This window comes from Klebsiella sp. GB_Kp047, assembly GCF_040065235.1.
In the GTDB taxonomy this organism is placed as follows: domain Bacteria; phylum Pseudomonadota; class Gammaproteobacteria; order Enterobacterales; family Enterobacteriaceae; genus Klebsiella; species Klebsiella quasipneumoniae.
The window spans coordinates 41617-58201 of sequence record NZ_JBEAJG010000006.1; the positions used below are offsets into that span (position 1 = coordinate 41617).

18 protein-coding genes are annotated in these 16585 nt (G+C 57.4%); 7 read left to right on the forward strand and 11 right to left on the reverse strand.

Going from position 1 to position 16585, the window contains the following annotated elements; genetic code table 11:
- Positions 1 to 5 precede the first annotated feature (5 nt).
- From ABLV76_RS04575 to dapA, 4 genes are all read right to left on the reverse strand, one after another.
- Complete coding sequence (locus ABLV76_RS04575; protein WP_004201945.1) at positions 6 to 881, reverse strand: neutral zinc metallopeptidase; 876 nt, start codon at positions 879 to 881, stop codon at positions 6 to 8.
- 119 nt (positions 882 to 1000) lie between these two features.
- Complete coding sequence (purC, locus tag ABLV76_RS04580; protein WP_002913801.1) at positions 1001 to 1714, reverse strand: phosphoribosylaminoimidazolesuccinocarboxamide synthase; 714 nt, start codon at positions 1712 to 1714, stop codon at positions 1001 to 1003.
- Positions 1715 to 1942: 228 nt separating this feature from the next.
- A complete protein-coding gene (bamC, locus tag ABLV76_RS04585) occupies positions 1943 to 2977 on the reverse strand; it encodes an outer membrane protein assembly factor BamC (RefSeq protein WP_004201942.1) in 1035 nt (344 codons plus the stop codon).
- Between the two features lie 16 nt (positions 2978 to 2993).
- Positions 2994 to 3872: a 4-hydroxy-tetrahydrodipicolinate synthase gene (gene dapA / locus ABLV76_RS04590; protein ID WP_017900447.1), complete on the reverse strand. Its 879-nt coding sequence runs from the start codon at positions 3870 to 3872 to the stop codon at positions 2994 to 2996.
- A 153-nt stretch (positions 3873 to 4025) separates the two neighbouring features.
- On the opposite strand from dapA, the gene ABLV76_RS04595 reads away from it, so the two are divergent.
- Both ABLV76_RS04595 and bcp read left to right on the forward strand, forming a co-directional pair.
- On the forward strand, positions 4026 to 4592 hold the full coding sequence (locus tag ABLV76_RS04595) for a glycine cleavage system transcriptional repressor (protein WP_002913804.1): 567 nt from the start codon (positions 4026 to 4028) through the stop codon (positions 4590 to 4592).
- Between the two features lie 3 nt (positions 4593 to 4595).
- Entirely contained in the window at positions 4596 to 5066 is a 471-nt protein-coding gene (gene bcp / locus ABLV76_RS04600) for a thioredoxin-dependent thiol peroxidase (RefSeq protein WP_004201935.1), read from the forward strand.
- Between the two features lie 60 nt (positions 5067 to 5126).
- Here the strand turns inward: bcp and ABLV76_RS04605 are convergent, their stop codons facing one another.
- Both ABLV76_RS04605 and ABLV76_RS04610 read right to left on the reverse strand, forming a co-directional pair.
- Positions 5127 to 6191, reverse strand: a complete 1065-nt coding sequence (locus tag ABLV76_RS04605; RefSeq protein WP_004201933.1) for an AI-2E family transporter — start codon at positions 6189 to 6191, stop codon at positions 5127 to 5129.
- A 54-nt stretch (positions 6192 to 6245) separates the two neighbouring features.
- Positions 6246 to 6362, reverse strand: coding sequence for a hypothetical protein (locus ABLV76_RS04610; protein ID WP_032425793.1), 117 nt, complete (start codon positions 6360 to 6362; stop codon positions 6246 to 6248).
- A gap of 51 nt (positions 6363 to 6413) precedes the next feature.
- On the opposite strand from ABLV76_RS04610, the gene bepA reads away from it, so the two are divergent.
- The 3 genes from bepA to ABLV76_RS04625 all read left to right on the forward strand — a co-directional run bounded on the left by bepA (position 6414) and on the right by ABLV76_RS04625 (position 9284).
- Positions 6414 to 7877: a beta-barrel assembly-enhancing protease gene (gene bepA, locus ABLV76_RS04615; protein ID WP_004201932.1), complete on the forward strand. Its 1464-nt coding sequence runs from the start codon at positions 6414 to 6416 to the stop codon at positions 7875 to 7877.
- Between the two features lie 9 nt (positions 7878 to 7886).
- Positions 7887 to 8246 carry an arsenate reductase (glutaredoxin) gene (arsC, locus tag ABLV76_RS04620; protein ID WP_064150931.1) on the forward strand — a complete coding sequence of 120 codons (360 nt, stop codon included), beginning with the start codon at positions 7887 to 7889 and terminating at the stop codon, positions 8244 to 8246.
- Between the two features lie 126 nt (positions 8247 to 8372).
- The gene (locus ABLV76_RS04625; protein WP_226549425.1) at positions 8373 to 9284 is read left to right on the forward strand and encodes an Rpn family recombination-promoting nuclease/putative transposase; all 912 of its coding nucleotides are present in this window, start codon (positions 8373 to 8375) and stop codon (positions 9282 to 9284) included.
- On the opposite strand, the gene ABLV76_RS04630 is transcribed toward ABLV76_RS04625, so the two are convergent.
- The 5 genes from ABLV76_RS04630 to bglK all read right to left on the reverse strand — a co-directional run bounded on the left by ABLV76_RS04630 (position 9281) and on the right by bglK (position 14640).
- Positions 9281 to 9982 carry a DnaA inactivator Hda gene (locus ABLV76_RS04630; RefSeq protein WP_020947395.1) on the reverse strand — a complete coding sequence of 234 codons (702 nt, stop codon included), beginning with the start codon at positions 9980 to 9982 and terminating at the stop codon, positions 9281 to 9283. The genes ABLV76_RS04625 and ABLV76_RS04630 overlap by 4 nt on opposite strands.
- Before the next feature lie 98 nt (positions 9983 to 10080).
- Positions 10081 to 11367, reverse strand: coding sequence for a uracil permease (uraA, locus tag ABLV76_RS04635; RefSeq protein ID WP_017900445.1), 1287 nt, complete (start codon positions 11365 to 11367; stop codon positions 10081 to 10083).
- An 86-nt stretch (positions 11368 to 11453) separates the two neighbouring features.
- Positions 11454 to 12080, reverse strand: coding sequence for a uracil phosphoribosyltransferase (gene upp, locus ABLV76_RS04640; RefSeq protein WP_004201927.1), 627 nt, complete (start codon positions 12078 to 12080; stop codon positions 11454 to 11456).
- A 226-nt stretch (positions 12081 to 12306) separates the two neighbouring features.
- Positions 12307 to 13737, reverse strand: a complete 1431-nt coding sequence (locus ABLV76_RS04645) for a 6-phospho-beta-glucosidase (RefSeq protein WP_043520157.1) — start codon at positions 13735 to 13737, stop codon at positions 12307 to 12309.
- 9 nt (positions 13738 to 13746) lie between these two features.
- Entirely contained in the window at positions 13747 to 14640 is an 894-nt protein-coding gene (bglK, locus tag ABLV76_RS04650; protein WP_064187546.1) for a beta-glucoside kinase BglK, read from the reverse strand.
- Between the two features lie 263 nt (positions 14641 to 14903).
- Here bglK and purM point away from each other — a divergent pair, with 263 nt between their 5' ends.
- Complete coding sequence (gene purM, locus ABLV76_RS04655) at positions 14904 to 15941, forward strand: phosphoribosylformylglycinamidine cyclo-ligase (RefSeq protein ID WP_004201922.1); 1038 nt, start codon at positions 14904 to 14906, stop codon at positions 15939 to 15941.
- Positions 15938 to 16579, forward strand: a complete 642-nt coding sequence (gene purN, locus ABLV76_RS04660; protein WP_109938247.1) for a phosphoribosylglycinamide formyltransferase — start codon at positions 15938 to 15940, stop codon at positions 16577 to 16579. The genes purM and purN overlap by 4 nt, the downstream gene beginning before the upstream one ends.
- The last annotated feature ends 6 nt before the right edge of the window (positions 16580 to 16585 follow it).

Genomic DNA, 16585 nt, shown 5'->3' on the forward strand with positions numbered 1-16585 from the left:
GGCGATTACAGCGCGCTGCCGAAGGTGTTGCACTGCGCCGGGTCGCCGCTGTCGAAACCGCGTTTGAACCAGGTGTAGCGCTGTTTTGACGTTCCGTGGGTAAAGCTGTCCGGTACCACCCGCCCCTGGCTCTGCTGCTGCAGACGGTCGTCGCCGATGGCCTCGGCGGCGTTTAACGCCTCCTGCAGATCGCCGGTTTCCAGAATATCCTGCTGCTGCATATTATGCCCCCAGACGCCGGCGAAGCAGTCTGCCTGTAGCTCCATCTTAACCGACAGCCGGTTGGCTTCGGCCTCGGTGGCATGCTGCTGTTGCTGGCGAACCTTCGGCTCAATGCCCAGCAGTTTTTGTACGTGATGACCCACTTCATGGGCAATGACGTACCCCTGGGCAAAGTCGCCATCGGCGCCCAGTTTATTTTTCATCTCATCGTAGAATGACAGGTCGATATAGACCGTACTGTCGGCAGGACAGTAGAACGGCCCCATCACCGACTGGCCGGTACCGCAGCCGGTACGGGTCGCGCCGCGGTAGAGCACCAGCTTTGGCTGAGGGTACTGGCGGCCCATCTTTTCAAAAATCGGTCCCCAGGTATCTTCGGTGGTGGCCAGAATGACGGAAGTAAACTTCGCCGCTTCATCGTCTTTCGGACTGATGGAGCGCTGCGTGGAGGTCTGCTGCTGCGGCATCGGTTCGCCGGTCAACATGCCGGTCAAATCCACGCCGTAGTAGCCCGCCACCAGCACAATAATCAGCAGTACAATGCCGCCCTTCCCGCTCGGCAGACGGAAGCCGCCGCCCCCGCCGCCGCCAAACGGCGAGCCTGATTGTCCACGTCGATCTTCAACATTGTCGCTTTCGCGACGCCCTTGCCAGCGCATAAGCACCTCATTCCCTGTTATGTATCAATAGCAGAGATCGTAGGCGGTTCAGCACAGGATTACCACAGGAAACAGCAACAGACGCCAGAAGATGAGGCCATCTTCTGGCGGCGGGCGGGTTAGTCGAGCTTAACGCCCAGGCGGTGAGCCACTTCTTCGTAGGCTTCGATCAGGCCGCCAAGGCTCTGGCGGAAGCGGTCTTTGTCCATTTTATCGAGGGTGTTTTTGTCCCACAGGCGGCTGCCGTCCGGCGAAAACTCATCGCCCAGGACCACTTCGCCTTTGAACAGACCAAACTCCAGCTTAAAGTCCACCAGAATCAGACCGGCGTCATCGAACAGCTTTTTCAGCACGTCGTTGGCTTTGTAGGTCAGCTCGCGCATCCGCGCCAGATTCTCTTTGCTCACCCAGCCGAAGGTTTCGCAATAGGAGTCGTTGACCATCGGATCGTGCATGGCATCGTTTTTCAGGAACAGATCGAACAGCGGCGGATTCAGCTCGATTCCTTCTTCAATGCCTAAACGTTTTACCAGCGAGCCTGCCGCACGGTTACGCACCACGCACTCCACCGGCACCATATCCAGTTTTTTTACCAGGCATTCGGTATCGGAGAGCAGCGCTTCCATCTGGGTAGGGATGCCCGCTTCTGCCAGTTTGCTCATAATGAAGTGGTTGAACTTGTTATTCACCATGCCTTTACGATCGAACTGCTCGATGCGCGCGCCATCACCTGCTGACGTATCGTTACGGAATTCCAGTACCAGCAGGTCCGGATTATCGGTGCTGTATACTGTCTTCGCCTTACCACGATACAACTCAGCTTGCTTTTTCATCTTTCACTACTCCAGTGATATTGAGCCTAAAAATACGTTTCCACCTATACACAAAATCATTCAAAGTGCATCGAGGCGGCAACTGAGCGAATCCCCAGGAGCTTACAAAAGTAAGTGACTGGGGTGAACGAAGGCGGCCAACAAAGAGGCAATTTGAAGGATGATGTGCATACGCACACGTTTGCGTCACTATATATTAAAAGGGCCGGATTGCTCCAGCCCTTTCGTTTACTTGTTAAATGCGGCCTGGAATACGGCTACCAGGGCGTCATTTTGCGACTGCGTCAGGGTGTGGCCTTTCGGGTCGATGAACTGCAGGCTACTGCGGTTATCGAGGTCGCCGACCTGAAGTTTGTAGTCACCGGAGGCCAGCTGCGGGTCGCGTGCGCCCAGCTCCTGCCAGCTGCTGTCAGACAGCGGCTTGTAGGTCAGCGCCATGCTGCCCTGAGAGCGCGTGCTGTCGGTCACTTTCATCCCCACTTTCTCGAGGGCGCCAGGCAGACGCTGCCACACCATGTTAAACGGCGCGCGAACAACGAGCATCGGCAGACCCGTATCGTCGGCAGCGCTCTGCACGTCGAAGGTGGCGCCCGCGCTGCGCTGGGCGGCGTTCTGGGCGCTGGTGGCGTTCATGTCCAGGCCTTCCGAAATGACGTTCAGCATGGCGGTGCTGTAGCGCTGCAGTGACGCCGGATCGGCAACCGGTTTACCCGCCTGCTCCAGATTCACCAGCTTGACCACCACCGCTTGCTGATAGCCCTGCGGTTTGACGGAGATTTGATAACGACCGCGATACTGCTGATCTTCATCAAGACGGTTCCACTCAACCCAGTCGGTGTTCAGCGTCTGGCTCGCATCATCGCGCTTGGCGATAACGTAGTTCTTCGACTGAAGAATGCTGGTAACCTGCGCCCACAGCGAACCGCTGCGGCCGTTCTCGACCATCAGCGTCGCGGTATCGCCGTTGAACTGGGTGCGGGCGCCGCTAACCAATGCCAGCGGCTGCGCCGGCGGGCGAATGTCCAGCGCCTTGCCAACCGCGCCGGTGCTGTTGGCCACCGGAATGTTGTAATCACCCACCTGAATCGGCAGGATCATCCCCGCCGGCGCGTGAAGTTCGCTCAACGGTGACGCCTGTAAATAGGCCTCATCACCGCTCACCTGACGCTTATAGCGCGAGTCGGAACTACAGGCCGCGAGGAGTAGAACCAGCGAAACACCCGCAACCTTCGCCAGGCGCGACTTCTGTACTGAGTAAGCCATCAAATCTCCCTAAACTTTACAGCAAACCGGCATGCTTCAGCGCGGCGGTAACGGCTTCACGACCCTGGTCGGTGATAGGCGTCATCGGCAAGCGCAGCGTATCGGTCGCCACAAGACCCAACGCCTTGCATCCCCATTTCACCGGGATAGGATTGGGTTCGACAAATAATTTTGTATGCAATGGCATCAGACGCTGGTTAATCGCCCGGGCTTCGGCAAATTGACCCGCCAGCGCCAGACGGCACATGTCGGCCATTTCGCGCGCCGCCACGTTGGCGGTGACGGAAATCACGCCCACGCCGCCGAGCTGCATGAAGTCCATACCGGTCGCATCGTCACCGCTCAGCAGAATAAAGTCGTCTGAAACCAGCTCTTTGATCTGGTGAACGCGACTTAAGTTCCCTGTAGCTTCCTTAATACCGACAATATTTTTAATTTCCGCCAGACGGCCAACGGTTTCCGGCAGCATATCGCAACCGGTACGGGACGGCACATTATACAGAATTTGCGGCAGGTCAGTATGTTCGGCGATAGCTTTAAAGTGCTGGAACAGGCCTTCCTGGGTAGGACGGTTATAATAAGGAGTGACCGTCAGGCAGCCGACAACGCCGCTGTCGTTAAAACGCTTGGTCAGGCTAATCGCCTCTGCGGTTGCATTGGCTCCCGTTCCAGCGATCACCGGGATACGCCCGTCAGCCAGTTCCAGCGTCATCATCACCACGTCGCCGTGCTCTTCATGGCTCAGCGTTGCGGATTCACCGGTAGTCCCTACCGAAACGATCGCCGAGGTTCCGTTGGCGACATGGTAATCAATCAGTTTTTTCAGGCTTGTCCGGCAGACATTACCGTTTTCATCCATCGGCGTGACAAGCGCTACAATACTTCCCGTGAACATGGGCCATCCTCAGAGCAGAAGTGCGACAAGATTCTCAATGTTACGTTTGGAGCTGCAATAAAAGCAAGAGACCCGACGCCATCAGGGATGTTGTATGGCGGTTTTTTTTATGCTTTCCTAATGTTACCTCACCTTTTTAAAGGAAGAACAGGTTTGACAGCCTCATTACAACACTATCTGGTTATTACCGCCCTGGGGGCTGACCGTCCCGGCATCGTGAATACGATCACTCGCCACGTCAGCAGCTGCGGTTGTAATATCGAAGACAGCCGGCTGGCCATGCTCGGTGATGAGTTTACGTTTATCATGCTGCTTTCCGGGTCGTGGAATGCGATTAACCTGATCGAATCAACCCTGCCGCTGAAAGGCGCGGAGCTGGAGCTGTTGATCGTGATGAAACGCACCACCGCGCGCCCCCCGCAGGCCATGCCAAACACCGTCTGGGTCCAGGTTGAGGTGCCGGACTCACCGCATATCATCGAGCGCTTCACTGCCCTGTGCGATACATGGAATATGAATATCGCGGAACTGGTTTCCCGCACGCAGCCGGGAGACGGTGATTCCGCGCAGCTTTTTATTCAGATAACTGCCCACAGTCCTGCGACGCAAAATGCAGCAAATATCGAACAAGCGTTCAAAGCCCTATGTACAGAACTCAACGCACAAGGCAGTATTAACATCGTTAATTATTCACAGCATGATGAACAGGATGGAGTTTAACCCATGACCCCACTGAAAGCCGGTGATCTTGCACCGAAATTTAGCTTACCGGACCAGGACGGCGAGGAAGTAAATTTAACCGACTTCCAGGGACAGCGTGTCCTGGTTTATTTTTACCCGAAGGCCATGACCCCGGGCTGCACCGTCCAGGCGTGCGGCTTGCGCGACAACATGGACGACCTGAAGAAAGCCGGTGTGGAAGTGCTGGGCATCAGCACCGATAAACCGGAAAAGCTCTCCCGCTTCGCCGAAAAAGAGCTGCTGAACTTTACGCTGCTGTCTGATGAAAACCATCAGGTTTGCGAGCAGTTTGGCGTCTGGGGCGAAAAATCCTTTATGGGGAAAACCTACGACGGGATCCACCGTATCAGCTTCCTCGTCGATGCCGATGGCAAAATCGAACACGTCTTTGATGACTTCAAAACCAGCAATCACCACGACGTGGTGCTGAACTGGCTGAAAGAAAACGCCTGATGCAAAGCAAGACGCCGGGTGAGAGAACCTCGCCCGGCGTCTTTTTTTATCCTCAATGCCTTAGTCGTCGTCGACCACCAGGCCATCCGGCCAGGCATGCACCACCGCTTTAATCAACGTGGCCAGCGGAATGGCGAAGAAGACGCCCCAGAACCCCCACAAACCGCCAAAGATCACCACCGACAGGATAATCACCAGCGGGTGCAGATTCACCGCTTCCGAGAACAGCACCGGGACCAGCAGATTGCCGTCAAGCCCCTGAATAATCAGATAGACCGCGAACAGACTCCAGAACTCGGTGCCCGCGCCAAACTGAAACAGCGCCACCCCCACCACCGGAATGGTCACCACAAATGCGCCGATATAGGGGATCAGCACCGAGAAGCCCACCAGCACCGCCAACAGCAGCGAGTAGTTGAGGCCGAAAAGGATGAAGCCTATCCAGGTGGCGACGCTGACGACAATCATCTCCAGCACCTTACCGCGAATGTAGTTGGTGATTTGCTGGTTCATCTCCTTCCATACCTGCCCGGCCAGGCCGCGGTTGCGCGGCAGCACGCGGCGTACCGCGTTGAGCATCTGCTCTTTATCCTTCAGCAGGAAGAAGACCATCAGCGGCACCAGCACCAGATACACCGCCAGCGTAAGCAGCCCCACCAGCGAGGCGAGAGAATACTTGACCACCGAGTCGCCCACCGTCAGCATCCGGGTGCGCATATTTTCCGCCATCGCATCGATGATGCCGGCATCCATTAACGCCGGATAGCGCCGCGGCAGCGTGGCGGCAAAATCAGAGAGCTTGTTGAGCATGCCCGGCATATCGCGGATAAGGTAGATCCCCTGCTGCCAGGCCACCGGCAGCACCACGAAGGCCAGCAACAGCAGGATGCCCACAAAGAGGATCAGCACCAGCGAGGTCGCCCAGGTGCGCGACAGACCGATGCGCTCCAGGCGCACGGTCGGCCACTCCAGCAAATAGGCCAGCACGATAGCCACCAGTAACGGGGCCAGCAGGCCGCTGAAAAAGAACATGATGCCGAAACCGGCAAGCAAAATAACCAGCAGCGCTATCGCCTCAGGGTCGCTGAATCGACGGCGGTACCACTGCATTAACATCTCGAGCATAAAACCTTCCCTGAAGCGCAAAGCGGCGACAAACGGAGGAATTGTATCGAAATGTCACAAAAAAGACTTCGCTTTTTGATGCGCAGCAGACAAACCCGTCTCCGCCGTGAAGAACCTATTTTCAATGTGTCTAACGCCAGCTAAACTCGCTGGGATGCGGCCAGGGAACATTGCGTCGCACAATCGGTCAAACTGGCACACCCACATTACAGGACAGAGGTTATGTTCAGGCAGTTGAAGAAAACGCTGGTGGCGACCGTGATCGCGTCGCTGACGCTGGGTTCGTTAGGCCCTGCTTTTGCTGACTCCGCAGATACCCTGCCGGACATGGGGACCTCCGCAGGAAGCACGCTGTCGATTGGTCAGGAAATGCAGATGGGGGATTACTACGTCCGCCAGCTGCGCGGCAGCGCGCCGCTGATCAACGACCCTCTGCTGGTGCAATACATCAACGGGCTGGGCATGCGTCTGGTCTCGCATGCGAATTCGGTGCGCACCCCGTTCCACTTCTATTTGATTAATAACGACCAAATCAACGCCTTCGCCTTCTTCGGCGGCAATGTGGTCCTCCACTCGGCCCTGTTCCGCTATTCCGATAATGAGAGCGAACTGGCCTCTGTCATGGCGCACGAAATTTCCCACGTTACGCAGCGGCATCTTGCCCGCGCAATGGAAGATCAGAAGCGCAATGCGCCGCTGACCTGGGTCGGCGCGCTGGGTTCAATTCTGCTGGCGATGGCCAGCCCGCAGGCCGGGATGGCGGCGCTGACCGGGACGCTGGCCGGCACCCAACAGGGCATGATCAGCTTCACCCGTCAGAACGAAGAAGAGGCCGACCGGATCGGTATTCAGGTTCTGCAACGCTCAGGATTCGACCCGCAGGCCATGCCGATGTTTATGGGTAAACTGCTTGATGAGTCGCGTTACTCAACGCGGCCGCCGGAAATGCTGCTCACCCACCCCCTGCCGGAAAGCCGGCTTGCCGATGCCCGTAACCGCGCCAACCAGATGCGCCCGGTTGTCGTACAGTCCTCAGCGGACTTCTATCTGGCGAAGGCGCGTACTCTCGGAATGTACACCAACGGCGACAATAAGCTAGGCACCGATCTGCTCAACGCCTGGGATAAAGGCAATATCCGCCAGCAGCATGCCGCGCAGTATGGCCGCGCCCTGCTGGCGATGGAAAGCAACAACTTTGACCAGGCGCGCAAAACGCTGCAGCCGCTGCTCAGCGCCGATCCGCAAAATCCCTGGTATCTCGATCTGGCCACCGATATCGACCTCGGGCAGAAGAAAACCGGCGACGCCATCAACCGTCTTAAAAACGCTCGTGAACTGCGCACCAATCCGGTGCTGCAGTTGAACCTGGCCAACGCCCTCCTGCAGGGCGGACAGCCCGGGGAAGCGGCGACCATCCTGAATCGTTATACCTTTACCTATAAAGAGGATGGCAACGGCTGGGACCTGCTGGCTCAGGCGGAAGGCGCCCTGGGCAATCGCGACCAGGAGCTGGCGGCGCGGGCAGAAAGCATGGCGCTGGTCGGCCAGCTGGAACAGGCGATTTCCCTGCTCAGCAGCGCCAGCTCGCAAGTGAAACTCGGTAGTCTGCAGCAGGCCCGCTACGATGCCCGCATCGACCAGCTACGTGAGCTACAGGCCCGCTTCCGCCCCTACCAAAAAATGTAAGGAGACCCCATGACCGACGCGGTAAAAATTTACCATAACCCACGCTGCTCGAAGAGCCGCGAAACGCTGAGCCTGTTGAAGAGCCACGGCATCGATCCTGAGGTGGTGCTTTATCTTGAGACGCCACCGGATGCCGGGACGCTGCGTCAACTGCTGCAGCTGCTGGATATGGAGAGCCCCCGCGAGCTCATGCGCCAGAAAGAGGATCTGTATAAATCGCTCAATCTTGCCGACCCGGCGCTCAGCGACGCGGCGCTGATACAGGCGATGGTCGCCAATCCTAAGCTTATCGAACGCCCCATTGTCGTTAGCCGCGGCCAGGCGCGTATTGGCCGACCGCCGGAGCAGGTCCTCGAGATCGTAAGCTAACCCACCCGCGCCGCGCTATCGCGGCGCTTTTTTACGTAGCCGATTCCAGATCTTCCACGCCAATCCCTCCCGCCCGCCTTGCAGTGCTACTGTTCATCTATCGCTCAATCCACTGGACGGATGAACATGAAAAAACCAACCTCAACGCCTCATGATGCCGTATTTAAGAGCTATCTCTCCCATCCTGATACCGCCCGCGATTTTCTGCGGCTGTACCTGCCCGAGACGCTGCTTAAGGTGTGCGATCTGCGTACGCTGCATCTCGAGTCCGGGCATTTTGTCGAAGACGATCTGCGTCCCTTTTACGCCGACATTCTGTATTCCCTGAAAACCACGGCGGGAGACGGCTATATTTATGCGCTTATCGAACACCAGAGCACGCCCGATCGGCATATGGCCTTTCGTCTGATGCGCTACGCCATCGCCGCCATGCAGCGCCACCTTGATGCCGGCCACGATCGGCTGCCGCTGGTGATCCCTGTTCTCTTCTACCACGGTCTGGTGAGCCCCTACCCGTTCTCGCTGCGCTGGCTCGATGAATTCGTCGCTCCGGAGCTGGCCGGCCACCTTTATCACGGGGCGTTTCCGCTGGCGGACATTACCGTCATTCCGGATGACGACATTGCCACCCATCAGCGCATGGCGACGCTGGAGTTACTGCAAAAACATATTCGACAACGCGATCTGGTGCAGCTCCTCGACAAGCTGAGCGAATTATTATTGACTGGTCTGGCGACGGAATCGCAGGTACAAGCCCTGATGCACTATCTGGTGCAGGCAGGCAACGCGCGAGAGCCGATCAAGTTCATTCGCGAGCTGGCGTTACGTACGCCGCAGCACAAGGAGACGTTGATGACAATTGCGGAATATCTGGAACAACAGGGCCTGGAGCGGGGCCTGGCGCAGGGCCGTCAGGAAGGCCGGAAGGAAGAGGCGCAGCGTATCGCCGCCGCTATGCTACACAGTGGCCTGGCGCGCGATCTGGTCGCCCGGTTGACCGGGCTGACGGAGGAGGAACTGACTCCGCAGGCGGACTAGAGTTTAAGGATCTCTTTCACGAAGGGGATCGTCAGCTTGCGCTGAGCGGTAATCGAGGCATGATCCAGCTGATCGAGGGTCATAAACAGCGAGCGCATTTCGCGATCCAGCCGCTTCAGCAGGAAGCGGCAAACGTCCTCCGGCATCTCGAAGCCGCGCAGTCTGGCGCGCAGCTGCAGGGCCTGCAGCTTGTCTTCATCCGACAGCGGCTGCAGCTTATAGATCTGCCCCCAGTCAAGCCGCGAGGCGAGATCCGGCAGACCAAGATTCAGTTGCCGCGGCGGCCGGTCCCCGGTGATCAGCAGACGGGTTTTACCTGATTCCAGGATCCGGTTGTAGAGATTAAAGATGGCCATTTCCCAGGGCTCATCCCCGGCGACGCACTCGATGTTATCGATGCAGACCAGCGCCAGCTGTTCCATCCCCTCCAGCACCTCCGGCACAAACCAGGTGCGTTTATCCAGCGGCACGTAGCCCACGGCATCCCCGCGCTGGGAAAGCTCGGCGCAGGCGGCATGTAACAGGTGGCTGCGACCCGCCCCTTCACGTGACCAGATATAAATATACCCGCTGTGTTCCTGGCGCAGTACGTTCTGGAGGGCAGCAAGTAGGGAAGGATTATCACCCGGCCAGAAACTCGCGAAGGTTTCGTCGTCAGGAAGATACAGTGGCAAAGAGAGCTGTGCCGGTGCGTTCAGATGGACCTCAACATAGGCTTACAGAAAAACGCGAAGAGTTTATCACAGATTTAGGTCCGGAGAGAACCGGGCGGGATCGCCGCCCGGTCAGACGATCGTTATTTAACCTCTTCGCTATCCGCGGCGTCGAGAACCACCTCTTCCGGACGCAGGACGCTGATAAGCTTGAAAATCAGGCTGAGTGCGATACCGACGATGGTGGCCAGCGCCATCCCTTTCAGCTCAGCGGCACCGATGTGCACTTTGGCACCGCTGACGCCGATGATCAGGATCACGGAGGTGAGAATCAGATTCTGCGCCTTGCTGTAATCCACCTTCGATTCAATCAGTACGCGGATCCCTGAGGCGCCGATTACCCCGTACAGCAGCAGCGACACGCCGCCCATCACCGGCACCGGGATGATCTGGATCGCCGCCGCCAGTTTGCCGACGCAGGAGAGCAGAATCGCAATGATCGCCGCGCCACCGATAACCCAGGTACTGTAGACGCGGGTAATCGCCATCACGCCGATATTTTCCCCGTAGGTGGTGTTAGGCGTCGAGCCGAAGAAGCCGGAAACGATCGTCGACAGGCCATTGGCAAACATCGAACGATGCAGGCCCGGGTCGCGGATCAGATCGCGTTTGACGATATTAGCCGTCACCACCAGGTGACCGACGTGCTCGGCAATCACCACCAGCGCAGCGGGCAGAATGGTGAAGATGGCGAACCATTCAAAACGCGGCGTGTAGAAGGTTGGCAGCGCGAACCAGTGCGCTTCGGCGATCGGGGTGGTATCGACCACGCCCATCACAAACGACAGCGCATAGCCCACCAGAACGCCAATCAGGATCGGGATAATCGCCAGGAAGCCGCGGAACAAGACCGAACCAAACACCGTCACCGCCAGGGTCACCATCGAGATAATAATGGTTTTACTGTCCGGCGACTGGCCGTCGGCCGGCAGCAGCCCGGCCATGTTGGCCGCCACGCCCGCTAGCTCCAGACCGATAACCGCCACGATGGCCCCCATCGCCGCCGGGGGGAACATCACATCCAGCCAGCCGGTACCGGCTTTTTTGACAATAAAGGAGACGAGGCAGAACAGCACGCCGCACATAATGAAACCGCCCAGCGCCACTTCATAGCCCAGCGGCAGCAGGAGCAGCACCGGAGAGATAAAGGCGAAACTCGATCCCAGATACGCCGGGATTTTGCCTTTACAGATAAAGAGGTACAGCAGCGTACCAATACCGTTGAACAGCAGCACGGTGGCCGGGTTGATGTGGAACAGGATTGGCACCAGCACCGTTGCGCCAAACATGGCAAACAGGTGCTGCAAACTAAGCGGGATAGTCTGTAAAAGCGGCGGTCTTTCACTCACCCCGATAGCACGGCGCGTCATAGTGTTTTCCTCTGAGATGGTTAGTTATGTGTGTTTTATTCAAAAAAAAGCCGACTCTCAAAGTCGGCTTATTTATCGTTATGCGATTATTTCGTACCAAAGATCTTGTCGCCGGCATCGCCGAGACCGGGAATGATGTACCCGTGCTCGTTCAGTCCCTTATCGACAGAGGCGGTGTACAGCTCAACGTCCGGGTGCGCTTTCTCCAGCGCGGCAATTCCTTCCGGTGCCGCCACTAGTACCAGCACCTTGATGCTGGTGCAGCCGGCGTTTTTCAGCAGATCGATAGTGGCGATCATCGACCCACCGGTGGCCAGCATCGGGTCAACCACCAGCGCCATACGCTCATCGATGTTGGACACCAGCTTCTGGAAGTAAGGTACCGGCTCGAGGGTCTCTTCATTGCGATAAATACCCACCACGCTGATACGCGCGCTCGGCACGTGCTCAAGTACCCCTTCCATCATGCCGAGGCCTGCGCGCAGGATTGGCACGACGGTAATTTTCTTGCCCTTGATCTGCTCAACTTCCACCGGGCCGTTCCAGCCTTCGATGGTCACTTTCTCGGTCGCCAGATCGGCGGTGGCTTCATAAGTCAGTAAGCTGCCCACTTCAGAGGCGAGTTCACGGAAGCGTTTGGTGCTGATGTCGTGCTCGCGCATCAGGCCCAGCTTGTGTTTGACGAGTGGGTGTTTGACTTCCACAATCTTCATTCTCTTTCTCCTCTGAGGGGCAGCCACAAAAAAAATCGCGGGATTATACCGCTTTTTTCGGATTAGGCCATACCCATCTTGCTTGACGTATATCAAGCAAAGTGATTTAGAGACAAAAAAACCGGAGGCGAGGCTCCGGTTTTAGCGCGGGGTTCTGCCGGGCGGCGCTAACGCTTACCCGGACCGCAAACCCCGCAGGCCCGATAAGCGCAGCGCCACGGGGGAATTATAGCTGCTCCCCGTTGCTGGCAATCACCTTCTTATACCAGTCGAACGACTTCTTCTTACTGCGCTCCATCGTGCCGTTGCCTTCATTATCTTTATCCACGTAGATAAAGCCGTAGCGTTTTTTCATCTCCCCCGTTCCGGCGGAAACCAGATCGATACAGCCCCACGGGGTATAACCCATCAGATCGACGCCATCCTCGACCACCGCCTTTTTCATCTCCGCTATATGCGCGGAGAGATAATCGATACGGTACTGGTCATCCACGCTGCCGTCCGCTTCACGAACATCGATCGCGCCAAAACCGTTTTCGACAATAAACAGCGGTAGCTGATAGTGATCCCAGAACCAGTTCAGAGAATAGCGCAGGCCGACCGGGTCAATCTGCCAGCCCCAGTCCGACTTTTTCACGTACGGGTTGGAGACCAGGCTGGTGGTTTCATCATAATCGAGCAAGGGGTTGTCTTCGGTGGCTTTGGTGGCGAAGGACATATAGTAGCTAAAGCCGATGTAGTCGACACAGCCTTCGGTTAACGCCTGACGATCGGCTTCGGTGATGTCCAGGCTAAAGCCGCGGCGGGCAAAATAGTTGAGCAGATGCTGCGGATAGCGGCCGCGCACGTGGACATCGGTGAACCAGTACCGACGGTGCATGGCGTTCATCGCCATCATCATATCGTCCGGCGCGCAGGTCAGCGGATAGATAGGGCACATGGCGATCATGCAGCCTATCTGCAGAGCAGGGTTGATCTCGCGCGCCGCTTTCACCGCCAGGGCGCTGGCCACCAGCTCATAATGTGCGGCCTGGTACATTACCGGTTCCCGATCTTCACCCGGTAAATACTTCAGACCGGAGTTGGTGAAAGGGGCAAAGTCCTCATGGTAGTTAGCCTGGTTGTTGATCTCGTTGAAGGTCATCCAGTACTTCACTTTATGCTGATAGCGGGTGAAGACGACCCTGGCGAAGCGCACGAAAAAGTCGATCAGCTTGCGGTTACGCCAGCCGCCGTACTCGGTGACCAGGTGATAGGGCATTTCAAAATGCGACAGCGTAATGACCGGTTCAATACCGTGTTTCAGACATTCGTCGAACAGATCGTCATAAAACTGCAGGCCAGCCTCGTTCGGCTCCTGTTCATCGCCCTGCGGGAAAATACGCGTCCAGGCAATCGAGGTGCGGAAACATTTGAAGCCCATTTCGGCAAACAGCGCCAGGTCCTGCGGGTAGCGATGATAAAAATCGATCGCCTCATGGTTCGGGTAGTTTTTTCCCGCCACCACGCCGTCGGTGATTTCCCGCGGCACGCCGTGGGCGCCGGCGGTCATCACATCCGCCACGCTGACCCCCTTGCCCCCCTCCTGCCAGCCGCCCTCTAACTGATGCGCCGCCACCGCGCCGCCCCACAGAAAACCTTCTTTAAATCCGGACATAGTCTCTCCCTAAGGTCGATCGTCGCCAGGCGAACGATAGTGCTGATTGAAATGGTAAACCGCGCCAATCAGGCCGGCATCGTTGCCGTGACTGACGGTATCGAGATAGTCGGCAATGCCGAACCAGGCCAGATGCTGGCGCAGCAGCGTCAGAAATCCAGGACGTTCCACAACGCCGCCGCCGATAAAAATGGTCTGCGGATCGAAGATATTGACGAGGTTATAAAGGCCATGGCCCAGGCCATTGAAGAACTCGGCGACCAGACGCTGGCAAACCGGGTCGCCGGCGTCATAGCGGTCAAAAATCATTTCGCCAGTGACGCTATCCAGCGGCGCGCCAATATGTTCTGCATAGCGATAGCGCAGCACCCGCAGGGTGCAGTTTTCATTCATCGAGTAGCGACGGGGATCGCGTCCGCCGGGACGATCGGTAAGCATATAGCCGAACTCGCCGGCGCGAAAACGCGCCCCGTGGATCAGCTGATGTTGGCAAAAAATCGCTCCACCGATGCCAGTGCCGATAGTGAGCACCAGAAAATTGGCCATCTCCGCCGCTTTACCCTGCCAGCGCTCGGCAAGCAGCACACAGTTGGCGTCGTTTTCCACCGAGACCGGCAGCCCGGTTTGCGTCTCGAGCCATGATTTCATGGCGAAGTTATCAAAGCGACGGATAGCGCCGCCCATGGTGATAAATCCGCTGTGCGGATCGACATAGCCCGGCGCGCTGATGGCAATGCCTTCGCATGACGGGTGGGCCGCCAGCCACGACAGCATGGTCTGTAAGATATGATCGCCATCGCTGTCATTGATTGACTGCTTCGCGGTTTCCAGCAGCCTTCCGTCGCGGGTCATGACGCCCATCTTTAACGCGGTGCCACCGATATCAAATGCCGCAATCTTCATTCATCCCTCCCCTGTCGAACATAAATCACCGGTAATCCATACGGCGATCAATCACAGAAACCGGTTTCAGTAATATGATGGGGATTACCTGACACTGAGGCAAGCACAAGGCTGTACCCGGTTTCATTTTCGTGAGCAGTATCAAATTTGACCATCCGCCAACGGTTTTAAGCCGACTGTAAAGCAGGCTCGCAAACGTTTGCTTTCCCTGTTAGAATTGCGCCGATTTTTCTTGCTTACCGCAAACGCGTGGAGACTTCGCAGTGACCGACAAAACCTCTCTCAGCTATAAAGATGCCGGCGTGGATATTGATGCAGGCAACGCTCTCGTCGACCGTATTAAGGGCGTGGTGAAGAAAACCCGTCGCCCGGAAGTGATGGGTGGACTGGGCGGATTCGGCGCGCTGTGCGCACTGCCGCAGAAATACCGCGAGCCGGTACTGGTCTCCGGCACCGACGGCGTCGGTACCAAGCTGCGTCTGGCAATGGATCTGAAGCGTCACGACACCATCGGCATCGACCTGGTCGCCATGTGCGTGAACGACCTGGTGGTTCAGGGCGCTGAACCGCTGTTTTTCCTTGATTACTACGCCACCGGTAAACTGGACGTCGATACCGCAGCCAGCGTCATCAACGGCATCGCCGAAGGCTGCCTGCAGTCCGGTTGCGCGCTGGTGGGCGGTGAGACCGCAGAGATGCCGGGGATGTACCACGGCGAAGATTACGACGTGGCGGGTTTTTGCGTCGGGGTGGTGGAAAAATCAGAAATCATCGACGGCAGCAAAGTCGCTGACGGCGATGTGCTGGTGGCGCTGGCCTCCAGCGGCCCGCACTCTAACGGCTATTCGCTGGTGCGTAAGATTATTGAAGTTAGCGGCGTTGACCCACAGACCACCGACCTTGACGGCAAACCGCTGGCCGACCATTTGCTGGCGCCGACCCGCATCTATGTGAAATCGGTTCTCGACCTGATTGCCAGCGTTGACGTCCACGCCATCGCCCATCTGACCGGCGGCGGCTTCTGGGAAAACATCCCGCGCGTACTGCCGGACAACACCCAGGCGGTGATTGATGAGTCTTCCTGGCAGTGGCCGTCCGTTTTCAACTGGCTGCAAACCGCCGGTAACGTCAGCCAGCATGAGATGTACCGTACCTTTAACTGCGGCGTGGGGATGGTTATCGCCCTGCCGGCAGCAGAAGCAGACAAGGCCATTGCCCTGCTGAACGAGAAAGGTGAAAACGCGTGGAAAATCGGGTATATCAAAGCCTCCGATTCCGAACAGCGTGTGGTCATTGCATGAAAAACATTGTGGTGCTGATTTCCGGTAGCGGCAGTAATTTGCAGGCGATCATCGACGCCTGTGGCCGGAAACAGATAAACGGCACCCTGCGTGCGGTATTCAGTAACAAGGCCGATGCGTTCGGCCTTGAGCGCGCGCGCGCGGCCGGGATCCCGGCCCACGCGCTGGCGCAAAGTCAGTTTGCCGACCGGGAAGCGTTCGATCGTCAGCTGATGCATGAAATTGACGCCTACGCCCCGGATCTGGTGGTGCTGGCGGGCTATATGCGTATCCTTAGCCCGGCCTTTGTCAGCCACTATCAGGGACGACTGCTGAACATCCACCCTTCGTTACTGCCGAAGTATCCTGGCCTGCATACCCATCGCCAGGTGCTGGAAAACGGTGACGAGGAGCATGGGACCTCGGTGCACTTCGTCACCGATGAGCTGGATGGCGGTCCGGTTATCCTGCAGGCCAAAGTGCCGGTCTTTGCTGGCGACAGCGAGGAAGAGGTCACGTCGCGGGTACAGACCCAGGAACATGCCATTTATCCGCTGGTGATCAGCTGGTTCGTCGAGGGGCGTCTGCGCATGGTGGGCAACCACGCCTGGCTGGATGAACGACAGCTTCCCCCCCAGGGCTATGCCGCTGAAGAATAAGCACGT